At 72.6% G+C, this 23,612-nt stretch carries 16 protein-coding genes; 3 read left to right on the top strand and 13 right to left on the bottom strand.

Going from position 1 to position 23,612, the window contains the following annotated elements; translation table 11 throughout:
* Positions 1–165: 165 nt before the first annotated feature.
* Entirely contained in the window at positions 166–591 is a 426-nt protein-coding gene (locus Dac01nite_RS04580; RefSeq protein WP_203653673.1) for an OsmC family protein, read from the top strand.
* Here Dac01nite_RS04580 and Dac01nite_RS04575 read toward each other — a convergent pair.
* The gene (locus tag Dac01nite_RS04575; RefSeq protein ID WP_203653671.1) at positions 588–1,472 is read right to left on the bottom strand and encodes a methylenetetrahydrofolate reductase; all 885 of its coding nucleotides are present in this window, start codon (positions 1,470–1,472) and stop codon (positions 588–590) included. The two genes, Dac01nite_RS04580 and Dac01nite_RS04575, sit on opposite strands and share 4 nt — an antisense overlap.
* Before the next feature lie 134 nt (positions 1,473–1,606).
* Here Dac01nite_RS04575 and Dac01nite_RS04570 point away from each other — a divergent pair, with 134 nt between their 5' ends.
* Positions 1,607–2,173, top strand: coding sequence for a DNA-3-methyladenine glycosylase I (locus tag Dac01nite_RS04570; RefSeq protein ID WP_203653670.1), 567 nt, complete (start codon positions 1,607–1,609; stop codon positions 2,171–2,173).
* A 4-nt stretch (positions 2,174–2,177) separates the two neighbouring features.
* Here Dac01nite_RS04570 and Dac01nite_RS04565 read toward each other — a convergent pair whose 3' ends face one another.
* From Dac01nite_RS04565 to gcvP, 12 genes are all read right to left on the bottom strand, one after another.
* Positions 2,178–2,693, bottom strand: a complete 516-nt coding sequence (locus Dac01nite_RS04565; RefSeq protein WP_203653669.1) for a (deoxy)nucleoside triphosphate pyrophosphohydrolase — start codon at positions 2,691–2,693, stop codon at positions 2,178–2,180.
* A 43-nt stretch (positions 2,694–2,736) separates the two neighbouring features.
* Positions 2,737–3,120 carry a glycine cleavage system protein GcvH gene (gcvH, locus tag Dac01nite_RS04560; protein ID WP_203653668.1) on the bottom strand — a complete coding sequence of 128 codons (384 nt, stop codon included), beginning with the start codon at positions 3,118–3,120 and terminating at the stop codon, positions 2,737–2,739.
* Positions 3,121–3,159: 39 nt separating this feature from the next.
* Positions 3,160–4,293: a glycine cleavage system aminomethyltransferase GcvT gene (gcvT, locus tag Dac01nite_RS04555; RefSeq protein WP_203653667.1), complete on the bottom strand. Its 1,134-nt coding sequence runs from the start codon at positions 4,291–4,293 to the stop codon at positions 3,160–3,162.
* Positions 4,294–4,356: 63 nt separating this feature from the next.
* Positions 4,357–5,055 (bottom strand): hypothetical protein, encoded by a 699-nt coding sequence (locus Dac01nite_RS04550; RefSeq protein ID WP_203653666.1) that lies wholly within the window; start codon positions 5,053–5,055, stop codon positions 4,357–4,359.
* Positions 5,052–5,873 carry a PP2C family protein-serine/threonine phosphatase gene (locus tag Dac01nite_RS04545; RefSeq protein WP_203653664.1) on the bottom strand — a complete coding sequence of 274 codons (822 nt, stop codon included), beginning with the start codon at positions 5,871–5,873 and terminating at the stop codon, positions 5,052–5,054. The genes Dac01nite_RS04550 and Dac01nite_RS04545 overlap by 4 nt, the downstream gene beginning before the upstream one ends.
* Complete coding sequence (locus Dac01nite_RS04540; protein WP_203653662.1) at positions 5,873–7,807, bottom strand: FHA domain-containing protein; 1,935 nt, start codon at positions 7,805–7,807, stop codon at positions 5,873–5,875. The genes Dac01nite_RS04545 and Dac01nite_RS04540 overlap by 1 nt, the downstream gene beginning before the upstream one ends.
* Positions 7,804–10,389 (bottom strand): transglutaminase domain-containing protein, encoded by a 2,586-nt coding sequence (locus tag Dac01nite_RS04535; RefSeq protein ID WP_203653661.1) that lies wholly within the window; start codon positions 10,387–10,389, stop codon positions 7,804–7,806. Before Dac01nite_RS04535 ends, Dac01nite_RS04540 begins: the two co-directional genes overlap by 4 nt.
* On the bottom strand, positions 10,386–11,786 hold the full coding sequence (locus tag Dac01nite_RS04530) for a DUF58 domain-containing protein (protein ID WP_203653660.1): 1,401 nt from the start codon (positions 11,784–11,786) through the stop codon (positions 10,386–10,388). The genes Dac01nite_RS04535 and Dac01nite_RS04530 overlap by 4 nt, the downstream gene beginning before the upstream one ends.
* Entirely contained in the window at positions 11,783–12,748 is a 966-nt protein-coding gene (locus Dac01nite_RS04525) for an AAA family ATPase (protein ID WP_203653659.1), read from the bottom strand. Before Dac01nite_RS04525 ends, Dac01nite_RS04530 begins: the two co-directional genes overlap by 4 nt.
* A gap of 31 nt (positions 12,749–12,779) precedes the next feature.
* Positions 12,780–18,833: an Ig-like domain-containing protein gene (locus Dac01nite_RS04520; protein WP_203653658.1), complete on the bottom strand. Its 6,054-nt coding sequence runs from the start codon at positions 18,831–18,833 to the stop codon at positions 12,780–12,782.
* Between the two features lie 3 nt (positions 18,834–18,836).
* A complete protein-coding gene (locus Dac01nite_RS04515) occupies positions 18,837–19,964 on the bottom strand; it encodes a serine/threonine-protein kinase (RefSeq protein ID WP_203653657.1) in 1,128 nt (375 codons plus the stop codon).
* Between the two features lie 136 nt (positions 19,965–20,100).
* On the bottom strand, positions 20,101–22,899 hold the full coding sequence (gene gcvP / locus Dac01nite_RS04510; RefSeq protein ID WP_239066520.1) for an aminomethyl-transferring glycine dehydrogenase: 2,799 nt from the start codon (positions 22,897–22,899) through the stop codon (positions 20,101–20,103).
* Positions 22,900–23,183: 284 nt separating this feature from the next.
* Between gcvP and Dac01nite_RS04505 the strand changes: the two genes are divergently transcribed.
* Complete coding sequence (locus Dac01nite_RS04505) at positions 23,184–23,612, top strand: hypothetical protein (RefSeq protein WP_203653654.1); 429 nt, start codon at positions 23,184–23,186, stop codon at positions 23,610–23,612.

Here is a 23,612-nt window from a genome sequence, read left to right as displayed (position 1 = left end):
GGCCTGGTGCGCGTGAGGGCGCGGGCCATCCGAGCGACGCACGCCGTGCGCACGCCGTGCGTCGATGGCGGACGTCACGGGTCCTCGCACGGCAGGCGTTGCTGCGGTGCAGGAATGAGCCGCCGCGCACACGGGTTGCACGCCGTGACTGAGAGGATGGCCACCATGGCTGAAGAGATCACGAACAAGCAGGTCACGCTGACCCGCGAGGCGGAGGGCGTGTATGTGGCCCGCAATGCGGATGGCGCGGAGTATCGGTTCGGCTACAACGTGGACGGCGCGCTGAGTTCCGTGGAGCTGCTCATGGTGGCGATCGCCGGCTGCTCCGCGACGGACCTCGACATGATGACGTCCCGCCGTGCCGAGCCCACGAAGTTCGAGGTCACGGTGAGCGCTGACAAGGTGGGCGGCTCCACGCCCGCGATCCTGCGCGACATCGACGTGGCCTTCGACGTGGCGTTCCCCGAGGGCGAGGACGGCGACAAGGCGCGTGCCCGCGTCGAGCCCGCCCTGCGCTCGGCGCACGAGAAGACGTGCACCGTGTCACGGACCGTCGAGAACGGCGCGACGGTGACCCTGCGCGAGGCCTAGCGGCGCAGCGGCAGCTGGCTCACGAGGTCCATCGCGGCCTCATGCTTGTTGAACGTGATGACGTGGATGCCGGGTGCACCCGCATCGAGCAGGTCGCGCGAGAGCTCCGCGGCGTGAGCCACGCCCGCGGCACGGGCAGCCGCGTCGTCCTCCGCGGCCTCCAGGTCTGCGATCAGCGCCTCCGGCGTCTCGACCCCCGTGAGCTGCGCCGCACGGTGCGCTCGGGTCGCTGACACGAGCGGCATGACCTCGGGGATGATCGGCAGGTCGATGCCCTCCCGCTGGGCGTCGCCCACCAGCGCCGTGTACTGCGCCGCGTCGTAAAACACCTGGGTGATCGCGAAGTCCGCACCCGCGTCCTGCTTCGCGCGCAGCACGTCCAGGCCCTGCTGGCGCCACTGCGGCATCACGTGCTGGGCGGGGAAGGCGGTCACGCCGATGCTGAGGTCATCGATGCCGTGGGCGGCCGCCACCTCGCGCAGCAGGATGACGAGCTCGCTCGCGTAGAGCAGGCCGTCGGGGTGCGGTCGCCAATCGGTCTGACCCTTGGGCGGGTCGCCACGCAGCGCAAGGAAGTCGCGCACGCCCTCGGCGAGATACTCCTCGATCACGGTGGTCAACTCCGCGCGGGACTGGTCCACGCAGGTGAGGTGCGCCAGCGGCGGAATCGTGTGCGTCGCGGCGAGGCGCTGCACCACCGTGCGCGACGTGCTGCGCGTCGAGCCGGAGGCGCCGTAGGTGATCGAGATGAAGTCCGGCTCCGTCGCCGCGAGCATGCGCATGGTCTGCGTCAAGGTCTCGTCCGCCGCGGGAGAGCGCGGCGGGAAGAGCTCGTAGCTGAGCGTGGGCGCGTGCGCGCGCAGGAGTTCCCGGATGGTCATGGCGTGGACACGATACTGGCGTGCGGCGCGCACCCGCTACCCCGCCGTCCACAGGACCGCCTCAGTGGCGCGCTCTCCCGAGGAACGGCCCGGCCGATGCGCGGGCTGGCAGATCTGCCGCCAGACTTGAGCGCATGACACCCACGACGAACGACCCGCTCCGCTGCTTTGGGGCCGGCGACGACCTGTACGAGCGGTACCACGACGAGGAGTGGGGCCACGAGGTCCACGGGGACGCCGCGCTGTACGAGCGGATGACGCTCGAGGGTTTCCAGTCCGGCCTGTCGTGGCTCACGATCCTGCGCAAGCGAGAGTCGTTCCGGCAGGCGTTCGCGGGCTTCGAGCCGGCGGCCGTGGCCGCCTTCGACGAGGCCGACGTGGAACGGCTGATGGAGGATGCCGGGATCGTGCGCAACCGCCGCAAGATCGAGGCGGCCATCACCAACGCGCGCGCCGTCGTGGCACTCCAGCAGGCAGGGCGCTCGCTGGACGAGGTGGTGTGGTCGCATCGGCCGCAGGCGCGGGCCACGAGGCCCGCCGGGTGGGAGGACGTGCCCGCCTCCACCGACGAGTCGAAGGCGTTGGCGAAGGAGCTCAAGTCGCTGGGCTTCGTGTTCGTGGGGCCCACCACGATGTATGCGCTCATGCAGGCGTGCGGGCTGGTCGACGACCACATCGTGGGCTGCGTCGCAGCGACGTGACGCGTCAGCAGTAGGCGCGGCGGTGGCGCGCGGTGGCGTCCTCGAGCAGCGCCTCGACGATCCGCTTGTCCGCCGGCAGCCATGCGACGTCGCGCCAGCCCCCTGGCTCGAGCCAGCGCAGCGCGTCGTGGTCCTCGAGCGGCCGCGGCTCCACCGTGGCGCCGTCCGCTCCGGGCAGGATCCTGGCCCACCACACCCGCATCACCAGACGCTCGACGTCGGCGTCGCCGGGACGCAGCATCCACACGGGTTCCTCGCCGCACTGGTCCTCGATGCCACGGCCGTCGTCGGGGCCCAGCACCTCGTCGCCGATCTCGACCTCGACGCCCAGCTCCTCGCGGAGCTCGCGGCGCAGCGCCTGCTCGGCTCCCTCGCCACGCTCGACCTTGCCGCCCGGGAACTCCCACAGGCCCGCGAGTGCGGCGGGTGACGAGCGCCGCGCGGCAAGAAGAGTGCGCGGGATCAGCAGATCATCGGTGATGGCGGCCGCCACCACCAGCCTGGTCTTGGCCTCCCCCATCAGCGCGCTCCGCCCGGACCGCGGCGCCCGCGATGCATGGCGACTACTCCGTCACCGCCGCGTAGCCCGCGGCATCGAGCAGCTCGCCTGCGTCCTCGGTCAGCTCGACCTTGAAGATCCAGCCGGAGCCATAGGCGTCCGCGTTGATCGCCTCGGGCGCGCTCTCGAGATCCGCGTTGACCTCGGTGACCGTTCCCGTGACGGGCGAGTACAGCTCGGAGACGGCCTTGGTGGACTCGAGCTCCCCGCACACGCTGCCGGCGTTGACCTGGCTGCCCAGGACGGGAGCCTCGACGAACACCACGTCGCCCAGGGCATCGGCCGCGTGCGCGGTGATGCCCACCGTCACGACCGATCCGGAGACAGGGTCTCCCTGGACCCACTCGTGCTCCTTGGAGTACTTCAGCTCCTCGGGGATGCTCGTCATGTCAGCCTGCCTCTCGCTCGGTGGACCGGGCCGCGCCCGTCACGCGTCTCGCTTGTAGAACGGTAGCGCGACCACCTGCATCTGCTCGTGTCTGCCGCGCACGTCCACGCCCACCATGGTGCCGGGCTCGGACAGTGGCACAGGCACGTAGGCCATCGCGATCTGGCGTCCCAAGGTGGGGGACGGCATCCCTGAGGTGACGATGCCCACCTGGTTGTCGTCCTCATCGGTCACCGCGTATCCGGTGCGCGCCGCGCGCCGCCCGTCACCCACGAGGCCCACGAGGGTCTTCGCCACGCCCTCGTCACGGATCGAGGCCAGCGCCTCGCGGCCCACGAAGTCGCCACGGTCAGGGCCGCCGTCGACGCCCCAGCTCACGATCCGTCCCAGGCCAGCCTCGAACGGGTTGGTGTCGTGGCTGAGCTCGTGCCCGTACAGCGGCATCCCGGCCTCGAGGCGCAGCGAGTCGCGGGACGCGAGGCCGCACGGCACGAGCCCCGCCTCCTCACCGTGAGCCAGGGCCAGTCGCCACACCTCGGCGGCCCGCTCGGCCGGCACGAACAGCTCGAAGCCGTCCTCGCCGGTGTATCCCGTGCGCGCCACGAACGCGTGGATGCCCCCCGTGAGCAGGACGTTCGCGGCAGCGTAGTAGCGCAGGGCGTGGATGTCCTCTGCCCCCAGGTCGCACATGCCTGCCGTGATGGACGCGGACGCCGGGCCCTGGACCGCGATGAGCGCGATCGACAGCGTCTCGTCCTCGATCCAGGCGTCGAGGCCTGCGGCCTCGAACCGTCGCGTGAGCTCAGCCGCCACGGTCTCGCGGTTCGCGGCGTTGGCCACCACCATGAAGTGGTCCCAGTCCCGTCGGTAGACCACCAGGTCATCGATGACGCCGCCGTCCTCCGCGCAGATCATCGTGTACTTGGCTCGCCACAGGCCCATACGGCTCATGTGGCCCACGAGCGCGGTGTCCAGCGCCGCCGCAGCGTCCGCGCCGCGCACCATGAGCTCGCCCATGTGCGACAGGTCGAACAGCCCGGCAGCGGTGCGGACCGCAGTGTGCTCGGCGACGTCGCTCTCGTATCGCAGCGGCATCTGCCAGCCTGCGAACTCGGTCATGGAGGCGCCCAGCGCCATGTGCTCGCGATGCAGAGGAGACTCGAGTGTGCTCACGTGCACCACGGTACGCGACGGCGCGCGATCACCAGGCGCGGGGAGGCTGCCGTGGCGGCGCGGTCACGTGCCTGTCTGCAGCAGTGCCACGACTCCCAGCACCGCGCCGGTCAGCACCGCCGCCGCGACGCACGCGATCACCACGACGACGGTGAGCCGCCGGCGCCGCTCGGCCTCGCGACGGCGCGCCGCCTGCGCGGGAGTGAGCACCGCCGCAGCACTGTCCTGCGAGGCAGGCCCCGTCGTGGAGGAGGTCGCCTCGCCGCTCAGCGTCGGCACCACCCGCGGGGTGTATGCCGGCTCGCTGGTGCCGAACGCCCCGGCCTCGGTGGCGCGAGCTCCCACGTGGCCCGGGGGGAGGTCCGGTCGGCCCGGCTTGCGGCTCTGGGGGTGCGGGGCCGGCTGCGTGGGCTGCTCGAGAGAGTGACCCGTGTCCGCCGAGCGGGCTGACGCGATCCGGGTGGCGTCGTCGTCCACTGCAGGATCGGTGGCGCGCTTCGCGATCCGGGTGGCGTCGTCGTCCACGCCGGGCGCGGTCCCGCGGGACGCCACCCTGGTGCTGTCGTCGTCCACCTCCGCGTCCGCGTCCAGCTTCCGCGCGGACAGCTGAGTGTCGTCATCACTGGCGGGAGCGTCGCGGGAGACGCGGCGCGTGGCATCCTCGGTCCCGTCCTCTGCCGCCGCCGCCGCATCGGCCCAGGTGCGCGGCGACACGCGCGTGTGGTCCTCCGCGTCGTCGTCGGGTCGCGCCTGGTCGCTCATGCGTCCACCCGCGCGCGGCCAGACACCGTCGTGTCGTCGTCGTCGAGGGCGTCCTCGCCCCACGCGGTCCACGGCGCGGGGGACGCGTCGCGAGGAGTCTGCGCGTGCAGCGTGTCCGCGACCACCACGGTCACGTTGTCGGTGGTGCCCGCCTCGAGCGCCGCCGCGACCAGCCGTTGCGCGGCCGCGTCCGCGGTTCCGGCGAGCGCCGCGATGGACGCGATCCGGGCATCGGCGATCACCTTCATGAGCCCGTCGCTCGCCACCACCAGCCGCAGTCCGGGCCGCGCGCGCACGAGCCAGCCGTCGAAACCCGGCCAGCTGTCACCGATCGCACGCGTCACCAGGTTGCGATCGGGGTGCGATTCGGCCTCCGCAGGCGTGATGCGTCCCGCGTCGACGAGCTCCTGCACGTGGGAGTGATCCACGGTGACCTGGCGCAGCGCGCCTCCCTCGAGGGCGTAGACCCGCGAGTCGCCCACGTTGATCACCATCCACCACGGCTCACCGTCATGCTCCACGGCGACGGCGCCGGACAGCGTGGCTCCCGCCTCCCCACCGGCCTGGTGCGACACGTCCGCGACCAGGCTCCTGGCACGCTCGACCGCGGCCTTGACGTCCGCAGGGGTCGCGACCGGTGCGCCCGCCAGCGGCCGGAACGCCTCGATCACTGCCTGGGCCGCTGCGGCGCCGCCCACGTGGCCGCCCATGCCGTCCGCCACGATGTGGACCCGGCCGGCGCTGAGGTAGGCGTCCTGGTTCTCCCCGCGTGGCCCGCAGTCCGTCGCACCGCCGCCGGTGCACCACGGTGTCGACATCAGCGGTCGCCCTCATCCGCGACGATGCGCACCTCGAGGTCGCCCAGCAGCAGCGTCGCGTCCGCGGGGATCGCCTCGGTGCCGTCCACCTCGCGCTCGTCGTCACCGATGCGCACATACGTGCCATTGGTGGAGCCCAGGTCGCGCACGTTCCAGGCGCCGCCCATGTAGGTGAGCTCGGCGTGGACCTTGGACATCGTGCGGGTCGAGTCGTCGACGCCCAGCCGGCCCGGCGTGTGCGTGGCAGTCGCACGGCCGATGACGATCGGCCCCTCCGTCAGCGGGTAGCGGCCGCCGCCCACGACCTCGAGCGCCCAGGAGTCCTTGCGCCGCTGCGCGATCACCGTGCGGTCGTCCTCGTCGGGGCTGACGGGGATGGGCGGTGGCGCGAGTGGCGCTCCGGCGGCCCACGGCTCCCAGGTGTCCGGCTCGGAGGTGGGGATGCTGGGCGGCTCGGGTGCGCTCGCCGGCTCGGGAGCGGGTGTCGCAGCCCACGGCAGCGGTTCCGGCAGCGGCGCATCGTGCGGCGCGCTCTGCGGCGCGGGGAGGGCATCGCTGTCGACGGCCGATGCAGGGGAGGGCTCGCGCTCCACGGACGCCTCGTGCGCGGGCTGCTCGGCACTCGGTGCGTGAGGCCGGGGGGCGGGCGTGCTCGCGCCCGCGGCCTGGAGGTACGGCGAGACCGGTCCGGAGTAGGGCTCCGGCTCCGGCGTGGCCGGCGTGGCCGATGCGGGTGGCGTGGCTGGCGCAGCTGGCGCCGGCGTGGCCGATGCGGGTGGCGTCGAGGGTGCTGGGTACTCCGGTGACGCAGCCCCAGCCCCGGCCGCGGGATCAGCGAGCGGCGGGAGCTCCGGCTCCGGTGCACTCGGCTGCGGTGTCATCGGCGCGGGTGCGGCCGCTGGAGTGCCCCACCCCGGCGGCAGGGCGGAGATGGGCGCGGTGGCGGGCGTGGGCTCGGCTGCCGCGTGCTGGTCGCGGTGCTGGCTCGACGGGGCGGGCGCCGCAGGGCGAGGCGGCTCGGGCAGCAGCGGCTCGGGCAGCTGCGGTTCGGACATCGGCGGCTCGGGCACCTGCCGCTGGGGCGCGATGCTCGGCGTGACCGGCGCGGAGGAGTTCACGGCCGCCCAGGTGGGCTCGGTGCCGGGAGCGCTGGGAGCGCTCGGTACGACGGTGTACTCGGCCTCGGGCACGTCGGCGGACTCCGCCGCACCGGGCGCGGGCGCAGGCGCGGAGGGGGCCGAGGGTGCTGACTGCGCCGATGCCCACGCTCCTGCTCCGTAGCGAGGGGGCCGCGAGGCGCGCGACGGCAGCGGGGCGGTGGCGGCACTCATGGCACGGTCCGGCGCGATCGGCGCATCGCCGGCGCTTGCCGCCGTGCCGCCGCCCCCAGCCGCCGCGGCAGGCGCAGGCCCAGAATCGCCGGTCCGGGCATCGGCCGTCACCCCCGTGTCGGGAACCACGCCGTACTTGCCCCACCCCATCACCGACGCCCAGATCACCGGGCTCACGGCGGCGAGCCAGGACAGCGCCGCAGGCGCGCGCAGACGCAGCTCGATCATTCCCGAGCCGTAGATCCACAGCACCCACCCCACCAGCGATCCCAGCAGCGCGGCGAGTGCCCCGCCCACGAGGAGCCCGCGGGCGATCGGCGGGAAGTCGGGAGACGTCGACGCCAGGACCGCGACGCCCACGACATACGCGAGCGCCCCCACCAGCGCCACCGAACGGGCGATGATCACCGGGATCACGGACATCCGTGCGGCGCGCGCCGCCGCGACCCAGCGCAGCACCGGCACCCACGCGTGAGCTGGCGTGCCGCCCACCTTGCGCAGCAGCGCACCCAGCGCGAGACCCATCCAGACGAAGCCGCCCGCGATGGCGACTGCCCAGACGATGGCGTAGACGACGAGGACCGTCCCGGTCTCCGGGCTCATGAGCGACCTCCCTTGGTGCGTCCGCGGCGACCACGTGTGCCACGGCGCGATCGACGGCTTCCCGTCCCTGACGTGTGCTCGGAACGCCAGTGCGCCCCAGGCCTCGACTGCTTCGCCTGCGGCGGTGCCGTGGGCGTCGCGACGGAGTGCCACACGGACCGCAGTGACGTTCGCATCCTGAGTCTGGCCCACCAGCCGCGCTGAGCGAGCCAGGCCGCGCGGTCCGCCTCCACAAGTTCCCAGAACTCCTGCGCATCGGCGTCCCTCGCCGCGGCGCCGGAGAACGTCGCGCGGTCGGACATGGTCGCGAGCGCCGCGCCGTTCGCCGTCGCGTACGCGGCGGCCGTCTCGCTGCGCGTCGCCAGGGGAAGCGGGTCGAGCCCGGACTCGACGGCCGTGTCGAGGTACTCCTCCCAGCCGCTGTGGATCGCGGACGCCGGCTCTCCGCGGCGGCGGCGCCGGCGGCGCGCGGCCTTCCATGCCAGGATCGCGAGGAACGGGCCCACGATCACCAGCAGGGCGAGCAGACTGATGCCGCCGATGCGCAGCGCCGGTCCCAGCCAGGTGAGCCCGCCGGGCTCCTCCTCGTCGGCGGCCTCGTCCTCGGTGGTGGTGCCGCGCTGGGTGGACGGCGGCACGATGGCCTCGGCGCGCTCCGGGTCGAGCGCGGACGCGAACTCAGGGTCCTGAAGAGCCGTCGTGTCAGGCGCGAGCGGGCTCTCGTGCTGCGGAGTGACGTCCGCGGCGGCCCACGCGCCGTCCGCGCCCTGCACCTCGACCCACGCGGTCATGTTGCTGCCGCGGCACTCGCCTGCCTCGCACACCGCGGTGGCGTACCCGGCCGGGTCGGTGTCCGCCAGGCGAGCCCCGAGCACCACCCGGGACGGGAAGCCGAGCTCGGCGGCCATGAGCGCCGCAGCGGCAGCGAACTGCTCGTCGTCGCCCACCGCCGCCACCAGGGACGCGCTGCCGGCGTCGCCTGCGGAGTCCTCGCGCTCGAGGAGCTGCGTGAACAGCCGCTCGATGCGGTCGTACGAGTGCCCCGCGGCCGAGGACGCGAAGGCGTACTCCCCCAGGTCCTCCTGCCACCGCGGCAGGTCTCCGTCCACCGGCTGCTCGAGCGCGTGGCTCAGGTAGCCGCGCTCGCGCAGCCGGGTGATGAGCTCCTGCAAGCCCTCGCCATCGCGCGAGACCTCCTGCCGCGCGACCCAGTCGGACAGCGCCGGCGGGATGAGCGACGCCTCGATGGTCGCGGAGCCAGGCGACGGCCCCAGGTCCGCGAGCGTGAGCGGCTCCTGCGGCACGTTGCCGCGCACGCGATAGGCGTCACCGGAGACCACGCCGCCCTCGACGGCGGTGATTCCGGTGGCCTCCTCGGGGAGGTAGAAGAATCCGTCCACCAGCTGCGAGCGCCGCGCGCCCTGGAAGCTGATCGAGCCCAGCTCGCCCACGAGCGGCACCCAGATTCCACCGCCCGCGCCGATGGCGATGTCCACGCCGGCGGGCACGGTGTCCTCGCCTGCCGGGATGGTGGACGGCACTCGCTGGAAGCGCACGGGCGCCTCGCCCTCCCGGGCGGAGGCGGAGAAGCTCTCGCCGTCGAAGCTCGGCAGGGCCGCGACTCGCACGCGTTGAGGGGCGCCCTCGGTGACGGTCACGCTGAACAGCACCGCGTCATAGGCATCGTCCGTGAACCACGAGCGGTAGGTGGCCAGCGGCGTGACCGCAGAGTCGAGCGTGAGCCGAGGGTCCACCACGGTGCGTGCCACCTCGCGCGGGGTGTCCGCGGCGATGGGGCCCGCGACCAGCACGGCGGTCACGGTTCCCAGCATCACCATGACGGCCACGGCCGCCGCCCCCGCCAGGTTGCGCAGGTGCGGAGCGCGCGTGAGCCGCGCGCGATCGGCGCCGTGCGCGCGCGAGATCGCGCGTCGCCGCTGATAGGCGGAGCGCCAGCCGAACCATCCCAGCATCAGCAGGAAGGCGGCGAGCCCGATGGCGAACTCCCGCGTCACGTACAGGCCTGCGGGCGCCCACGGCGGTGTGGGCGCACGCGTCGCGGGGCCGAGCGCGATCGCGAGGACCACCATCACCCCCACGACCACGGCACCCAGCGGCCACCACCGGCGCGCACGCACGGCCGCCCAGGTGGCCAGCAGGGTGCCCACGAGGAAGAGCGCGTAGACGGGCACCAGAGTGCCGCGATAGGCGCCCAGCGGCAGCGGCAGGGTGACGATGTCCTTCCAGCCCAGCACCGGCCCGCGCACCAGCTCGAGCAGGGAGGCGGCGACGCTGTCGAGATCGCTCAGCGCACCAGGGATCGCGAGCCCCAGCCCTCCCGCGACATAGGCGATCACGATCAGCAGGGTCGCGAACCCCGGGCCTCGCCCCAGCCGGTCCGCGAGGATGGTGACGCACGCGCCCGCCGCCGCCGCGACGGCGACCACGATCACATATCTCGACGATTCGAACACGGGGGCCAGCGCCAGTGCGGCGACGGCCGCGCCGGCGACCATGAAGAGCGTGTTGAGGAGGACGAAGGTCCACGTGGTGCGGGCCCCTGACGTGCGTGAGCGCCTCATGTCGCACCCCGTGCCAGCAGCTGGCGCAGATCGTCGAGGATGCCCAGGCTCAGCACTCGCGTGCGTCCCACCGCGTGCATGGACGGCTCGGACTGCGGGTCGCACACCACGGCGGCCACTGCGACGTCGGACGGGAAGGCCAGCGCCGCGGACTGAAGGTGCGGCAGCAGCGCGGAGGAGCCGGTGACCAGGAAGGCCAGCGATGTCTCTGCCGAGGAGTCGACGAGCATGCGGGCCAGCGTGGGCAGCGCGACCACGTCGACGCCCGCGTCCACGCCCGCGAGGTCGTCGAGCAGAGCGCGCGGCGTGGTGACCCGGAGGGCGCTGAGCGAGCGCACGGAGGCCTGGGCGAACTCGGGCACCTCACCGCTGACAACCACCTCGACGTCGCGACCGTCCCGGATCGCCCGCACCCCCAGCGAGCCGACGGCGCTCACCGCCATCTCGAACTCGATCGGGGACGAGTAGGAGCGCTCGTCGAGGTCGAGCAGGATCGAGATGGTCGAGCGGCGCGTCTCCTCGAACTGGCGCACCATGAGCGTGCCGGTCTTCGCCGTGGACTTCCAGTGGATCTGGCGCTGCGCGTCACCGCGCGCGTACTCGCGCACAGCGTGGAAGGAGATGTCCTCGTTGGTGATGGTGCGGGTGGTGCGCCCCTCGAGGTCGCGGATGAAGCCCATCGAGGTGCTGGGGATCGCGATCGTGACGGGGTGGATGAACAGCGTTCGCACCTCCGCCCAGTGGAACTCTCGCAGCAGCAGCTGCAGGGGGTCGGACCGCGACGTGGTGGCGGGTCCCACATCGACGATGCCTCGGTGCGGCGCCGGGATCACGATGGCCTCGCGGTGCTCGTGGCCGCGGCGCAGCAGGGGCACGTGGAAGTCGATCAGCCCCTCGCCCACCGGCACATCCACGCGCCCGGGCAGCGCGATGCGGGCCCGCGGGTTGGTCACCACGATCTCGCCCGCGGCATCCGTGCCCGCGACCACCGCGTCGTGACCCAGCGAGAAGTCCACCACGTACTGCTCGCGGCCCAGCAGGAACGGCAGCGCCATGAGCAGCAGCACCAGGCCCACGGCCGCTCCGATGAGGAACTCGCCCCACCCGAACGCCAGTCCCAGCACCAGGCCCACCACCACCCAGGCGATCGCGGCCCAGCCGGCCGGCGTGACCACGGAGCGCGCCTCGGTCCACGCGTGTCGCACCGCGTCCGAGGCGGTGCGGGTGGCGTGCAGGGCCCACAGGCCCAGGGCGACCCACCGTCCGCGCGACTCACCCGTCAGCTGGGTGCGCGTGCGCGTGCCTGCACGGGTCACGCCGGACCGGGTGTACCCGGTTCGCGTGTGCCCGGCGGCGGTGCGGTCGGCCCTGGTGCGGCCGGTGGACCCTCGGCTCACACGAGATCCTTCTGCGTGGGCGGCGGGGTGTCGAGGAGGATCTGGCCGATCACGGCGGTCGCGGTCACGCCGTCGAACTCGGCCTCGGGGTCGAGGATGAGGCGGTGCGCCAGGATGGGGTCCGCGAGGTTCTTGACGTCATCGGGCGTGACGTAGGTGCGCCCGTGAGCGAGAGCCCACGTGCGGGATGCGCGTGCGAGCGCGATCGCGCCACGGACGGAGACGCCCAGGCGCACCTGGGTGGCGTTGCGGGTCGAGTCCACGATGCGCGCGATGTAGTCGAGCACCAGCGGGCTGGTGTGCACCTGCCGGGACAGCTCCGTCATCGCGGCGATGGTCTGCAGCTCGACCAGCGGGCTGACGGTGACACGGGGCGGACGTCCCGCGTCGATGATCTGCAGCGTCGCGCCGTGGTCCGGGTAGCCCAGCGACGTGCGCATCATGAAGCGGTCCAGCTGCGCCTCGGGCAGCGAGTAGGTGCCGGCCTGCTCGACCGGGTTCTGGGTCGCGACCACCATGAACGGCGACCCGGCGGAACGGGTGTGGCCGTCGACGGTGACGTTGCCCTCCTCCATCACCTCGAGCAGCGCCGACTGGGTCTTGGGGCTCGCACGGTTGATCTCGTCCGCCAGCACCACGTTCGCGAAGATGGGCCCCGCGTGGAACTCGAAGGTGCCCTGCTTCTGATCGAACACCGTGATGCCCGTGACGTCGCCCGGCAGCAGGTCCGGGGTGAACTGGATGCGGGTCGCGGTGCCCTTCACCGTCTGGGCGAGAGCGCGCGCCAGCGACGTCTTTCCGGTGCCAGGCACGTCCTCGAGCAGCAGGTGGCCCTCGGACACCATCGTGGTGAACGCAAGCTCGACCACGTGGCGCTTGCCGAGCACGGCGCGCTCGACGTTGTCGGCGAGCGCCTTGAAGGTACCGGCGAACCAGTCGGCCTGCTCATCAGTGAGGGTCATCGGGGCTCCTTGAAGTGGACGGGAGGGGTGGTCATGGCGACGGCTCCGGGCTGGGGTCCGGCTCGGGTGGCGGGGCGACGGCGGGGTTCTGGCACTGGATCGGGTCGAAGGTCACCGCGCCGATGCCGGCGAGCGCACCCTGGAAGGACACCGTCAGCTGGCCGCTGGCCAGCGTCGAGAAGTCCGATCCGGTGATGGGGTCGCCGTTGTAGTCGAACTTCTGCCACGAGCCCAGGACGTGAGCGGGCAGCGGACCGGCGGGGGTGGGGAAGCGCGCAGCACCGCCGTCGAGGCGAGCGCAGATCTCGGTGCTCACCGACGGCGCGTAGGCGGGGCTGCCCCCCGCGGGGGTGAGCTGCACGGCGCCGCCGCAGTACGAGGCGTCGTACACCGAGCACCACTTGGCCCACACGGGCGCGCTGACGTTGTGGCGGTCGCGGATGGGGAAGGACGTGCTCGAGCTCTGGTTCGACGCGGATCCCTCGAAGTAGCGGATCTCGACCCACCTGGACTCGCCGCCGCCGAGCCGCTCGAAGCTGGGCTGCGACACGGAGTTGAGGTTCACCGCGCACGCGAGGGAGCCGGTGACGGCGCAGGTGGTGCCCACCGAGTAGGGGGACGTGACGACCGGCGTGGGCGGCTGTCGGCGGGGCAGGAGCGCGACGTCACGCTGTGCCTCGCCAAAGGACTGCGGGCCGGTGCTCGGCACGGTGCTGACCGCGCAGACCGTGCGGGTCTGGTACTGGAACGGACTGAGGCCGTCCACCGTGATCCGGTAGATACCCGCCGCGGTGCCGGTGGTCTGCACATCGCATCGGTTGCCGTTGTACACGCCGATGCCGACGGTGCTGCCCGCACCGCCCAGCGTCACCGCGACGTCCACCTGCGCGGAGTCCAGCGAGGTCTGCTCGTACGTCGCGTTGTTGACGGACTCGATGGTGGGACTGCCCACGCCGTTGCCGCGCACGGACACGGCCGCGCCGGTGGCCTGGGCGCCGTCGACGGGGGGCAGGGGCAACGACGTCTCCGGGGTCAGGGTGATGTCCTGGGGCGAGTTGGAGCCCAGCGCGTACGTCACGACCGGCTGCGCGCCGGTGCCGCGCACGGTGTGGACGTACGGCTGTCCCGTGGGGCTCGTGATCCGCACCTCGCGCGTCGACGGGTCGGACACGGTGAACCGCAGCTCGACCTGCAGGCCGGCGCCATTGGACGTCCTCGCGGGGCTCACGGACTGGCCGGTGATCGCTCGCGGCGGCGCGTATGACCATGCGACGGTGGACACGCCGGCCTTGGACTCGCCCACGGTGTTGACCGCGCGGACCGTGTAGGTGCGCTGATCGCCGTTGGTGAGCCCGGTCATCTGGCCGCACGTCCCGCTGGCGTCGCAGGACGCCACCTGGCGGTTGCCGTCGTACACGGCGAAGCCGGAGATCGAGGGGTACGACGAGCGTGCACCGCCGGGGCTCACCGCGAGGGTCGCGGTGCCGTCGCCGAAGCCCACCTGCCGCACCTCGGCGGGGCCCGCAGGGAAGCCCTGGAGGTCGATACTCACCGAGCCCAGCCGGTCGCCGGCGCTCACGCGGCCCTGGGCGTCGCGAACCGCGAACGTCGCGTCGCACACCGCACCCGGCGCATCGGCCGTCCACGAGGCCCTGATGCCCGTGCTGCCCACGAGCGAGAAGGTGACGTCGGGGCAGGAGCCTCCCGCGCTGACAGACACCAGCTCCAAGGGGACGTCCGGCAGCGGGTTCACCTCGCCGTTCGCGCCCACCACCGTCACCTGGCAGGAGGAGCCGGACGCCTGCGAGCAGGTCTGCACGACGCTCGCGCCCTTGGGCAGCTTGGACGGCGCGGGGCCCACCTTGAGCGTGAGGGACACCGCCGGCGTCGTGGGGTCGGAGGGCAGGGACACCGTGATCGCGTCCGCCTGGCCCGGGATCGCCTCGCGCGACCGGGCGCTCACCGTCAGCTCGGTCCCCGACCGGGTGACCTCGAACATGGCGCCGCTGTAGGCGTGGGCGATCTCGACGGGGCGTGACTGCGCGCCGGCGGGCCAGGTCACCATGGATGCGAGGTCGAACGTGGTCGAGTCTCCGGGCGAGACCTCGAGCGAGCCGCCCGTCAGGATGGGCTGCGGGATCTCCGCGATGATGACGATCGGCACGGGCAGCAGCGTGGGCTCGTCCTGCCCGGCGATCAGCACGGGCACCAGACAGGTGTCGGTGTAGGGCTCGCCCTCGCCGGCCGTGTAGCGCAGCGTCGTCCCCGCGATGAAGCGACACTCGGAGTCCGCTCGGTTCCCGGACGCGGTCACGCCATCGCCGTCGATCGAGACCTCGACGCCTTCGGGGAGCGCGATGAGGTCGAGCAGATCGAAGGTCACCGAGGCGCCCTCGTCGACCTCGGGCGGGGTGAACGGATCCTTGAGGGCGACACGCACGTCCTCCTCCCCCGGGACGCGCAGGAAGCCGTAGGTGGTGACGGCCTCCCCGGCGAAGTTCGTCCCATCGAGCTGGAAGGGGATGAGCCTGCCCATCTCCGGCAGCGGTCCGGAGATCGAACGGCCGGACACGGTGAGGTCCTGAGGGTCTCCCCACAGAGACAGCGTGAGCGTCGAGGCGTCCCCTGATCCCCACGAGACCTTGTCCGTGAGCACGTCGACCCCGGTCTCGAACTGCTCCCTGTTCTCCGCGGTGAGCACCGTGTCCAGCACGATGGGGACGTCCGCGATCGGCTCGCGCACCGCCTTGAGGATGATGCGGCCGATCGCGGTGCTGCCGCCCTGGTTGCGCACCGAGTACACGTAGGAGTAGGTCCCCGGCTCCTCGCCCACCAGCATCTCGACGCGACCGTCCTCGATCCCGACCAGCCGCTCCGCGAGGTCTGCGTGCTCCGCAGAGCCCGGCGCGGCGTCAGGTGTCGCCTCGATCAGCTCGAGCTCGCCGCCCGCGAGATCGATGTCGTTCGTCAGCGGGCTGATCAGCACCCGCCTGTCCGGGCCCACCTGCGCCTGCACGTAGTCCGAGTACGTGACGGGACGGGGGTCGACATCCGCCGCGAGCACGCCCACCGCGACCGTGCCCACGGCGCTCTGGCCGCGCGCGTCGACCACGCTGTACGTGAACGCGACCTGTCCCGAGAATCCCGGGTCCGCGCTGTAGACGATCTCCTGACCGTCGGAGGACACGCGCGCCGAGCCCGACGCCGGCTGGGTCTCCACGCGCTGCAGCGCGACCGTGTCGCCGTCGGGGTCGATCCCGGTGCCCACGAACGGCAGGCGCACGGACTCGCCCGATGCGACGCGTCCGCTCAGGGTGCGCGGCGTGGGGGGCTGGTTGGTGTCCGACGCGAGCACCGTGACCACCACGCGCGCCGTGTCCTGCTGGGTGGGGTAGCCCAGCACGTAGGCGGCGTAGCGGATCTCGTACACGCCCGGCTGGTCGGGCGCGAGGTAGCGGATCCGGGTGCCGGCGGGGAACGCGAGCCCGGAGCCCGGGTCCGACTCCACCGAGTCAGCATCGAGCGCGATGACGTTGCCGGCCGGACCCACGTCGTTGGCGAGCACGGCGATGTCCGCCTGCGTCCCCACCCGCACCGTGATGGAGTCGTCCACCGCGAGCGGCGTGGTGGGCGAGTCCGATCCCAGCAGGATCACGGTGATCTCGCCGCGCACGGACGCCTCCTCCCGGCCACTGCCGTCGGAGACCTCGTAGGACACGACGCCCAGCGGTCCCGCCTGGCCGGAGGCGGTCTCACCGCTGATCCGCAGTGCGCTGTGGCCCACGACGTCCGCGGACAGCTGCGCGCCATCCTCGGGCTCGATGGTGAGGTCGCTGAGCAGCAGCACGTGGCCGCCGGGATTGGTCACGGCGGAGAGGACGTCGACCGTGGCGTCCTCGCGGGCGCGCACGAACGCGGTCAGCGGCAGGGTGGTGAGGCGCTCCTGCTCCGGCGGGATCACCGTGATACGCGCCACGCCGCGAGTCTCCGCGACGCCATCCGTGACGGTGAAGTCCACGAGGTACGAGCCCGGCGCGTCGGCGGCGAACGTGAAGCCGATCAGGCCCTGCGCCACGGAGATCGCCGCGGCGTCGTCGACCCCCATCGCCGCCTCGGTGACGGCGAGCGGGCCGCGCGCGCCGCTGACCTGGCTCGCGACGTCGACGGTCGCGGTGACCCCGGCCGTCACGGTGACCGCGACATCGTCGACGCGCAGCTGCGGCTCGCCCAGCACGGCGATCGTGAGCGGGCGCGACGCCTGGGCGCCGTGGGAGTCGGAGACCGTCACCTCGACGGGCACCGCTCCGGACTCGGTGGAGGAGGCGTTGGTGTGCTGGAAGAACACCTGCCCCTCCGGCGACGCCGCGACCAGCCCCACGGTCGCGTCCGTGGTCGCGGAGACCAGATAGATGGGGTCGCCCTCGGGGTCCACCCAGCCATTGAGCACGTCCGCGGAGACGGTGCCGCCAGGCGCGACCTGCGGGCTGGGCCAGGTGATGCGACAGTTCTCGACGCCGCACCACACGGGAGCGGAGTTCTCGTCAAGATCCTTGATCGTGAGGGTGACCGTGGCGGGAGCGGACTGCAGGCCGTCGTCCGTGGTGCCGTCCGAGACCACGTACGTGAACGTCGCGCTGCCGGTCGCACCGGGAGCCACGTCCACCACGATGGCCTGGTCGTCATCGGACGTCGACAGCGTGCCGAAGCTGGGGTCCAGGCCCGCCGCTGAGCCGGGCACCACGGTCAGGATGTCCTCGTTCGCGTCGTGGTCGTTCAGCAGCACCGGGATCATGACCTGCCGGCCGGCGCGCACGCCGAACGAGTCGTCCGCGGCCACCGGCGCGCGCGGCTCCGCGACCTGCGTCGCGACCTCCTCGTCCGGCGCGGACGCGACGTCGTCCTCATCGGCGACCCATTGCTGGGAGGAAGGCAGGAGCGCACCCGACGGGACTGCCCACACCCAGCCGGACCGCGTCTCGTTCAGCACCACCCGCGAGCCGTTGCTGCGCAGCTGCGGGCTGCGACGCTCGCCCAGGGTCCCCTCGCCGTAGTCGAGCGTGGTCGTGGTGCCGTTCGACATCCACAGCGTGCCGGGCCCCTCGCCCACCGGCAGCCACGCACCCACCACCACGCCTGAGCCCGGCATGGCGACGGGCTGCGCCGGCTCGCCGAGCGCCAGCTCCGTGGAGCCGTGCACCCGTGCGGGAGCCGTACCGTCGAGCGGCACCGAGATCGCCCCGAACTCGTCCGCCACCACCACGCTCGATGCCGAGTCAGTGGAGGCCTGCAGCCGCGCGCCCGTCGCGGCGGAGGTCGCCACCGGCTCCGCAAGATCCTGGATCCACACCAGCCCCGTCTCGGGCTCCAGGACCGCCCACCGGTCCCCCGCGAACGTGATCTGCGCGTCCTCCGACGCGGGTCCCTCGGGCAGCGCCATCTCCTCCGGGCGCGCTCCGTCACGCAGGTCCGCGACGAACACGGAGCGCCGCTCCGCCGAGTACGCCGCGACCCTGCCATCGGCCGTGACCGCGACCGCCACCGCGCGGAACTGCGGCCGGTCCTCTCCCTCGCCCACCACCACGTCGCGGTAGGGATCGATCGGGCTCGGCGTGACCGCGGCGCCGCTGGAGACCTGGCCCGCGAGCACCTCACCGGTGTCCGTCAGGTAGGCCACCCAGTCCCCGGCGTGAACCACCACGTCCGTCCCGGCGGGCGTCGCCGCCATGCCCTCGGCCGCCTCGTCGATGTCCACGGGGCGCGCCACGTCGACCGTGGTGACGGACGCCAGGTTGTCGGAGTACACCAGCAGGCGGTCCTCGGCCTGGATGATGTCGCTGGGCGAGCTCACGTCCTTGACCGTGTCCAGCTCGGAGACCACCGTGTTGACGCGCGCGAAGCGCTCTCCCGTCGCGGTCTGCAGCGCCCACACCGACGGGTTGTCCGGCTCCACCTCGCGCTCGTCGAAGCCCGGCGCGACCACCGCGCCCACGGCCACCACGCCCACCAGCAGTCCCACGCCGATGCGGCGTGCGAGGCGCCAGCGCGCGGCGGTGGCCCGGCCCACGCCGGAGTCGACTGCGCTCACGTCCTACTGCCCCGCCACGAGAAGGATGGTCACGAGCACGCCGATCGCCGCCGCGCCCGCCACGAGCGCGGCGATCGCGATGCCGCGGCCCACGCGATTGGCCTCCGCCTCATGGCGCGTCTTGGTGCCGGCGCGGGTGCCGGCCCTGCTGCCGCCCGCATCGTCCCGGCGCAGCCGCCGCGACTCGACGGGCACCGTGGAACGCGCGGGCGCACGCGGGCCGTCCGGGCTGGGGGCGCTCGCCGTCGCCTGGGCCCACTCCTCGGTGGGCACGTCGAGCGGCGTCACGGGAAGTCCCAGCTCCTGCTCGACCGCCTGCAGGGCCTGCCCGAACGCGAGCGCGCTGGGGTAGCGGTCGCCGGGCAGCTTGCGCATGCCACCCTCCAGCGCACGCTCCAGGGTGGGCGGGATGTCCGAGCGGCCGATGGGCGTGTACTTGGCTCGCGCGATGCGCGCACGCAGCTGGCTCTCGTCCCCACGACGGCCGTCCGCGCCATCGAACGGCCCGCGCTGCGCGAGCAGCGTGTAGACCGTGGCCGCGAGCGCCCACACCTCCGTCGCGACGGTGCCGGACGTGCGCCGCTCGACGACCTCGGGCGCGCTCCACGGCGGGGACATCGCGATGGTCTCCTCCTCGCCGTTGGCGACGGCGGTCGCCACGCCGAAGTCGGACAGCACCGGCTGTCCGAAGGAGGTGACGAGGATGTTCGACGGCTTGATGTCGCGGTGCAGCAGCCCGGCGCGATGCGCGGCCTCGACCGCTGCGGAGATCTTGATGCCGATGGACAGCACCTCCGGCACCGCCATGCGCTCGTTGCGATAGCGGTTGGTGAGCGACGCCGGGCAGTACTCGACCACGAGGTACGGGCGGCCGTCCGGCGCGACCGAGGCCTGGTAGACGGTGAGGATCGCGGGGTGCGCGCTCAGGCTCGCCATGATGTCCGCCTCGGCGGCCAGGGCGCGGGCGGCGGCCTCGTCCTCGATGCGGCTCAGCAGCACCTTGACGGCCACGAGCCGGCGCGGCATCTCCTGCTGGAACAGGAACACGTCGGAGAACCCACCTGAGCCCAACGGGCGTACGTAGGTGTAGCCCGCGAGCACCGGCGGGCTGAGCGACTGCCGTCGAGCCACGACACCTCCCCCCGTCAACTCGTGCCACCGTGTTGAGACCCCTGGTGGGGCCTGGGAACGCAGGTCACTCTAGTCGAGTCCCACCTGCGTTCAGAAGAGCCTGGGCACGGATGTGACCAGGTCGACTCCGTGCGACTCAGCCCTGCTCCGCGTACGCCTCCACGGGCGGGCACGCGCACACCAGGTTGCGGTCGCCGTGCACGTTGTCGATACGCGCCACCGGGGACCAGTACTTGTCCTGGCGCAGGCTCGGCACAGGGAACGCCGCCTGCTCGCGCGAGTAGGCGCGATCCCAGGAGTCGCTGACCACCGCATCGGCCGTGTGCGGCGCATGCCGCAGCGCCGTGTCCTCCGCGGCGATCTCGCCGCGCTCGACCGCCGCGATCTCCTCGCGGATCACCAGCATCGCCTCGATGAACCGGTCGATCTCGCACAGGTCCTCGGACTCCGTGGGCTCGACCATGAGCGTGCCCGCGACGGGGAAGGACATGGTGGGCGCGTGGATGCCGAAGTCGATGAGTCGCTTCGCGATGTCCTCCGCCGTGATGCCCGTGGACTTCGCGAGCGGGCGGATGTCGAGGATGCATTCGTGCGCCACCAGGCCGTTCGGTCCGCGGTACAGCACCGGGAACGCGTCGGCGAGGCGGGCGGCGACGTAGTTGGCCGCGAGCACTGCCGTCTCCGTCGCGCGGGTGAGGCCCTCATGTCCCATGAGCGCGATGTACGCCCAGGTGATGGGCAGGATGCCGGCGGAGCCGAACGGCGCGGCGCTCACGGGGGCGCCGCGACGGCGCAGCTCTGCGGGCCGCTGGATGGTCTGGCGCAGCGCCGGGAGGTAGGGCACCAGGTGCTCTGCCACCGCCACCGGCCCCACGCCGGGACCGCCGCCGCCGTGCGGGATGCAGAACGTCTTGTGGAGGTTCAGGTGGGAGACGTCGCCGCCAAAGTGGCCCGGCTTGGCGATGCCCACCAGCGCGTTTAGGTTCGCGCCGTCGATGTAGACCTGGCCGCCGGCCTCGTGGACCGCGGCGCACACCTCGCTCACGTGCTCCTCGTAGACGCCATGCGTCGACGGGTAGGTGATCATCATGCAGGCGACGCGGCCCTCGTGGGCGGCGAGCTTGGCGTGCAGGTCCGCGAGGTCGACCTCGCCGTCGGGGGCGGTCGCGACCACCACCACGCGCAGCCCGGCCAGCGCCGCGGACGCAGCGTTGGTGCCGTGGGCCGATGCGGGGATGAGGCACACGTCGCGCTCGGCCTGTCCGTGGTCTCGGTGGTACGCGCGAATCGCGAGCAGACCGGCGTACTCGCCCTGGGCTCCCGAGTTGGGCTGCACGGACACGGCGGCGTAGCCGGTGATGTCAGCGAGCCAGCCTTCGAGCTGAGCGATCATGTCGCGGTATCCGGCCGTCTGGTCCGACGGCGCGAACGGGTGGATCCGCGCGAAGCCCGGCCACGAGATGGGCGCCATCTCGACGGCCGCGTTGAGCTTCATGGTGCACGAGCCCAGCGGGATCATGGTCCGGTCGAGCGCCAGGTCGCGGTCCGCGAGCCGGCGCATGTAGCGCATCAGCGAGGTCTCCGAGCGGTGCTCGTGGAAGATCGGGTGCGTCAGGTAGTCGCTGGTGCGCCGCTGCGAGCGGGGGATCGCGACGCGGGGTGCGGTGTAGACGCTGTGACGCTTGACGGCGGTGACCGCCTCCACCAGGTGGTCGAGGATGTCCAGGCTGGTGACCTCGTCGCATGCCATCGCGACGTGGTCGTCGTCCACGCGACGCAGGTTGATGCCCTGGGCGGCCGCGCGGGCCAGCACGGAGTCCGCGCCCCCGGGGACCTCCGCGACCACGGTGTCGAAGAAGTGCTCGTGGCGGATCCTCACGCCAGCCGCCGCGAGCGCATCGGCCAGCGTCACGGCCGTGTTGTGCACCTGCTGGGCGATCGCGCGCAGCCCGTCCGGGCCGTGGTGGATCGCATAGAAGCTGGACACGATGGCGAGCAGCGCCTGCGCCGTGCAGATGTTCGACGTGGCGCGGTCGCGCCGGATGTGCTGCTCGCGGGTCTGGAGAGCGAGCCGGTACGCGCGCTTGCCGGCGGCGTCGACGCTCACGCCCACCAGGCGGCCGGGCAGCTGACGCTCGAGCCCCTCGCGCACGGACATGAAGGCGGCATGCGGCCCGCCGAAGAACAGCGGCACGCCAAAGCGCTGCGCCGATCCCACCGCGATGTCCGCTCCCACCTCGCCGGGGGCCTTGATCATCGTGAGCGCGAGCAGGTCGCACGCGATCGTCACCTGCGCGCCTGCGGCATGCGCGGCCTCGATGAACGGCTCGGGCTCGCGCAGCACGCCGGTCACGCCGGGCTGCTGGATCACGAGGCCCACCAGGTCCTCGGGCGCGGTCCAGTCCTCGTCGAGCTCCTGCACCTCGAGTCGCAGTCCGATCGCCTCGGCGTGCGCCTCCACCACGGCGATGGTCTGCGGCAGGCACTCGGCGTCGAGCACCACGAGGCCGCCTTCTTTGCCGGACACGGCGCGCCGCATCAGCAGCACGGCCTCCGCCACCGCGGTGGCCTCGTCCAGCAGCGACGCGCCGGCCACCGGCAGCGCGGTGAGGTCGGACACCATGGTCTGGAAGTTCAGCATCGCCTCGAGCCGGCCCTGCGAGATCTCCGCCTGATAGGGCGTGTATGCGGTGTACCAGGCGGGATTCTCGAGCACGTTGCGGCGCACCACCATGGGCGTGATGGTGTCGTAGTAGCCCTGGCCGATCATCTGGATGTGCACCTTGTTGCGCTGCGCGAAGGACTGCAGGGCGTTCAGGGTGTCGTTCTCCGTGAGGGGGTCCGGCAGCACCAGCACGTCGTCCTGGCGGATCGACTCGGGCACCGCCGCCTCCGCGAGCACGGCCAGCGACGCGTGGCCCACCGCGTCCAGCATCGTCGAGATGGCGGACTCGTCCGGTCCGATGTGCCGGTCAGCGAAGGAGGTCACTGGCCCATTGTGTCGCAAACGTCCTGGAGGCGACAGGGAGCGGTGTGGCGCGTCGCTCTCGACCCGACAGTTTGAACCCATCCGGGCTCGACGCGCCGCGCAGGGCCCTCCGCGAGCGCCCACCCCCCGGCGAGTCGCCGCGAGGGCGGTTCGGACTGTCGCAGGGTCGCGCCCGGCCGTGTCCGGACGATGCGAGGGAGGCCCCCGCGCGCTGCCCCTAGTCTGGGGCCATGGCTCAGTGGGATCCTGACAGCGGCAAGGTGCGCCCCACGTGGGAGGTCAGCTTCTCCCCGTGGTGGGTGTTCGTGGGCTGCGCCCTGGCCGGCGTGATCTGCGCCGTGATCGTGTTCGTCACCGTGCTGGGAGGCTCTGCCGGCGACCTGCCCAGCGGCGGGCGCCTGGTCGAGAGCGGCATCGCGCTGCTGGGACTCATCGTCGCCGTGTTCATCCTCGTGGGACCCCTGCTCGCCTGGGGCCTGGGATTCATGCTGCGCTCCACCACCAACGACAACGTTCACATCCTGGCGTTCGCCGTGCTGGGCCTGGCGGTGGGATTCATGCTGGGCAACCTGGTGGGCGCCGGGGCCTTGATCGCGCCCGCCGCGGGTGTGGGCGCCGGCGCCGCGCGCTGGGCGATCTCCAGCCGCGCGCGCCTGTGA

Origin of the sequence: Demequina activiva, assembly GCF_016862815.1 — a bacterium.
Lineage (GTDB): Bacteria > Actinomycetota > Actinomycetes > Actinomycetales > Demequinaceae > Demequina > Demequina activiva.
This window is presented reverse-complemented; position numbering and strand designations above follow the sequence as displayed.

Bases quoted from the DNA above. Each gene is read 5' to 3' on its own strand.
- Dac01nite_RS04580 (WP_203653673.1), top strand. From the start codon at position 166: ATGGCTGAAGAGATCACGAACAAGCAGGTCACGCTGACCCGCGAGGCG.
- Dac01nite_RS04575 (WP_203653671.1), bottom strand. From the start codon at position 1,472: ATGACCATCCGGGAACTCCTGCGCGCGCACGCGCCCACGCTCAGCTAC.
- Dac01nite_RS04570 (WP_203653670.1), top strand. From the start codon at position 1,607: ATGACACCCACGACGAACGACCCGCTCCGCTGCTTTGGGGCCGGCGAC.
- Dac01nite_RS04565 (WP_203653669.1), bottom strand. From the start codon at position 2,693: ATGGGGGAGGCCAAGACCAGGCTGGTGGTGGCGGCCGCCATCACCGAT.
- gcvH (WP_203653668.1), bottom strand. From the start codon at position 3,120: ATGACGAGCATCCCCGAGGAGCTGAAGTACTCCAAGGAGCACGAGTGG.
- Dac01nite_RS04550 (WP_203653666.1), bottom strand. From the start codon at position 5,055: ATGAGCGACCAGGCGCGACCCGACGACGACGCGGAGGACCACACGCGC.
- Dac01nite_RS04545 (WP_203653664.1), bottom strand. From the start codon at position 5,873: ATGTCGACACCGTGGTGCACCGGCGGCGGTGCGACGGACTGCGGGCCA.
- Dac01nite_RS04540 (WP_203653662.1), bottom strand. From the start codon at position 7,807: ATGAGCCCGGAGACCGGGACGGTCCTCGTCGTCTACGCCATCGTCTGG.
- Dac01nite_RS04535 (WP_203653661.1), bottom strand. From the start codon at position 10,389: ATGAGGCGCTCACGCACGTCAGGGGCCCGCACCACGTGGACCTTCGTC.
- Dac01nite_RS04525 (WP_203653659.1), bottom strand. From the start codon at position 12,748: ATGACCCTCACTGATGAGCAGGCCGACTGGTTCGCCGGTACCTTCAAG.
- gcvP (WP_239066520.1), bottom strand. From the start codon at position 22,899: ATGCTGGACGCGGTGGGCCACGCGTCGCTGGCCGTGCTCGCGGAGGCG.
- Dac01nite_RS04505 (WP_203653654.1), top strand. From the start codon at position 23,184: ATGGCTCAGTGGGATCCTGACAGCGGCAAGGTGCGCCCCACGTGGGAG.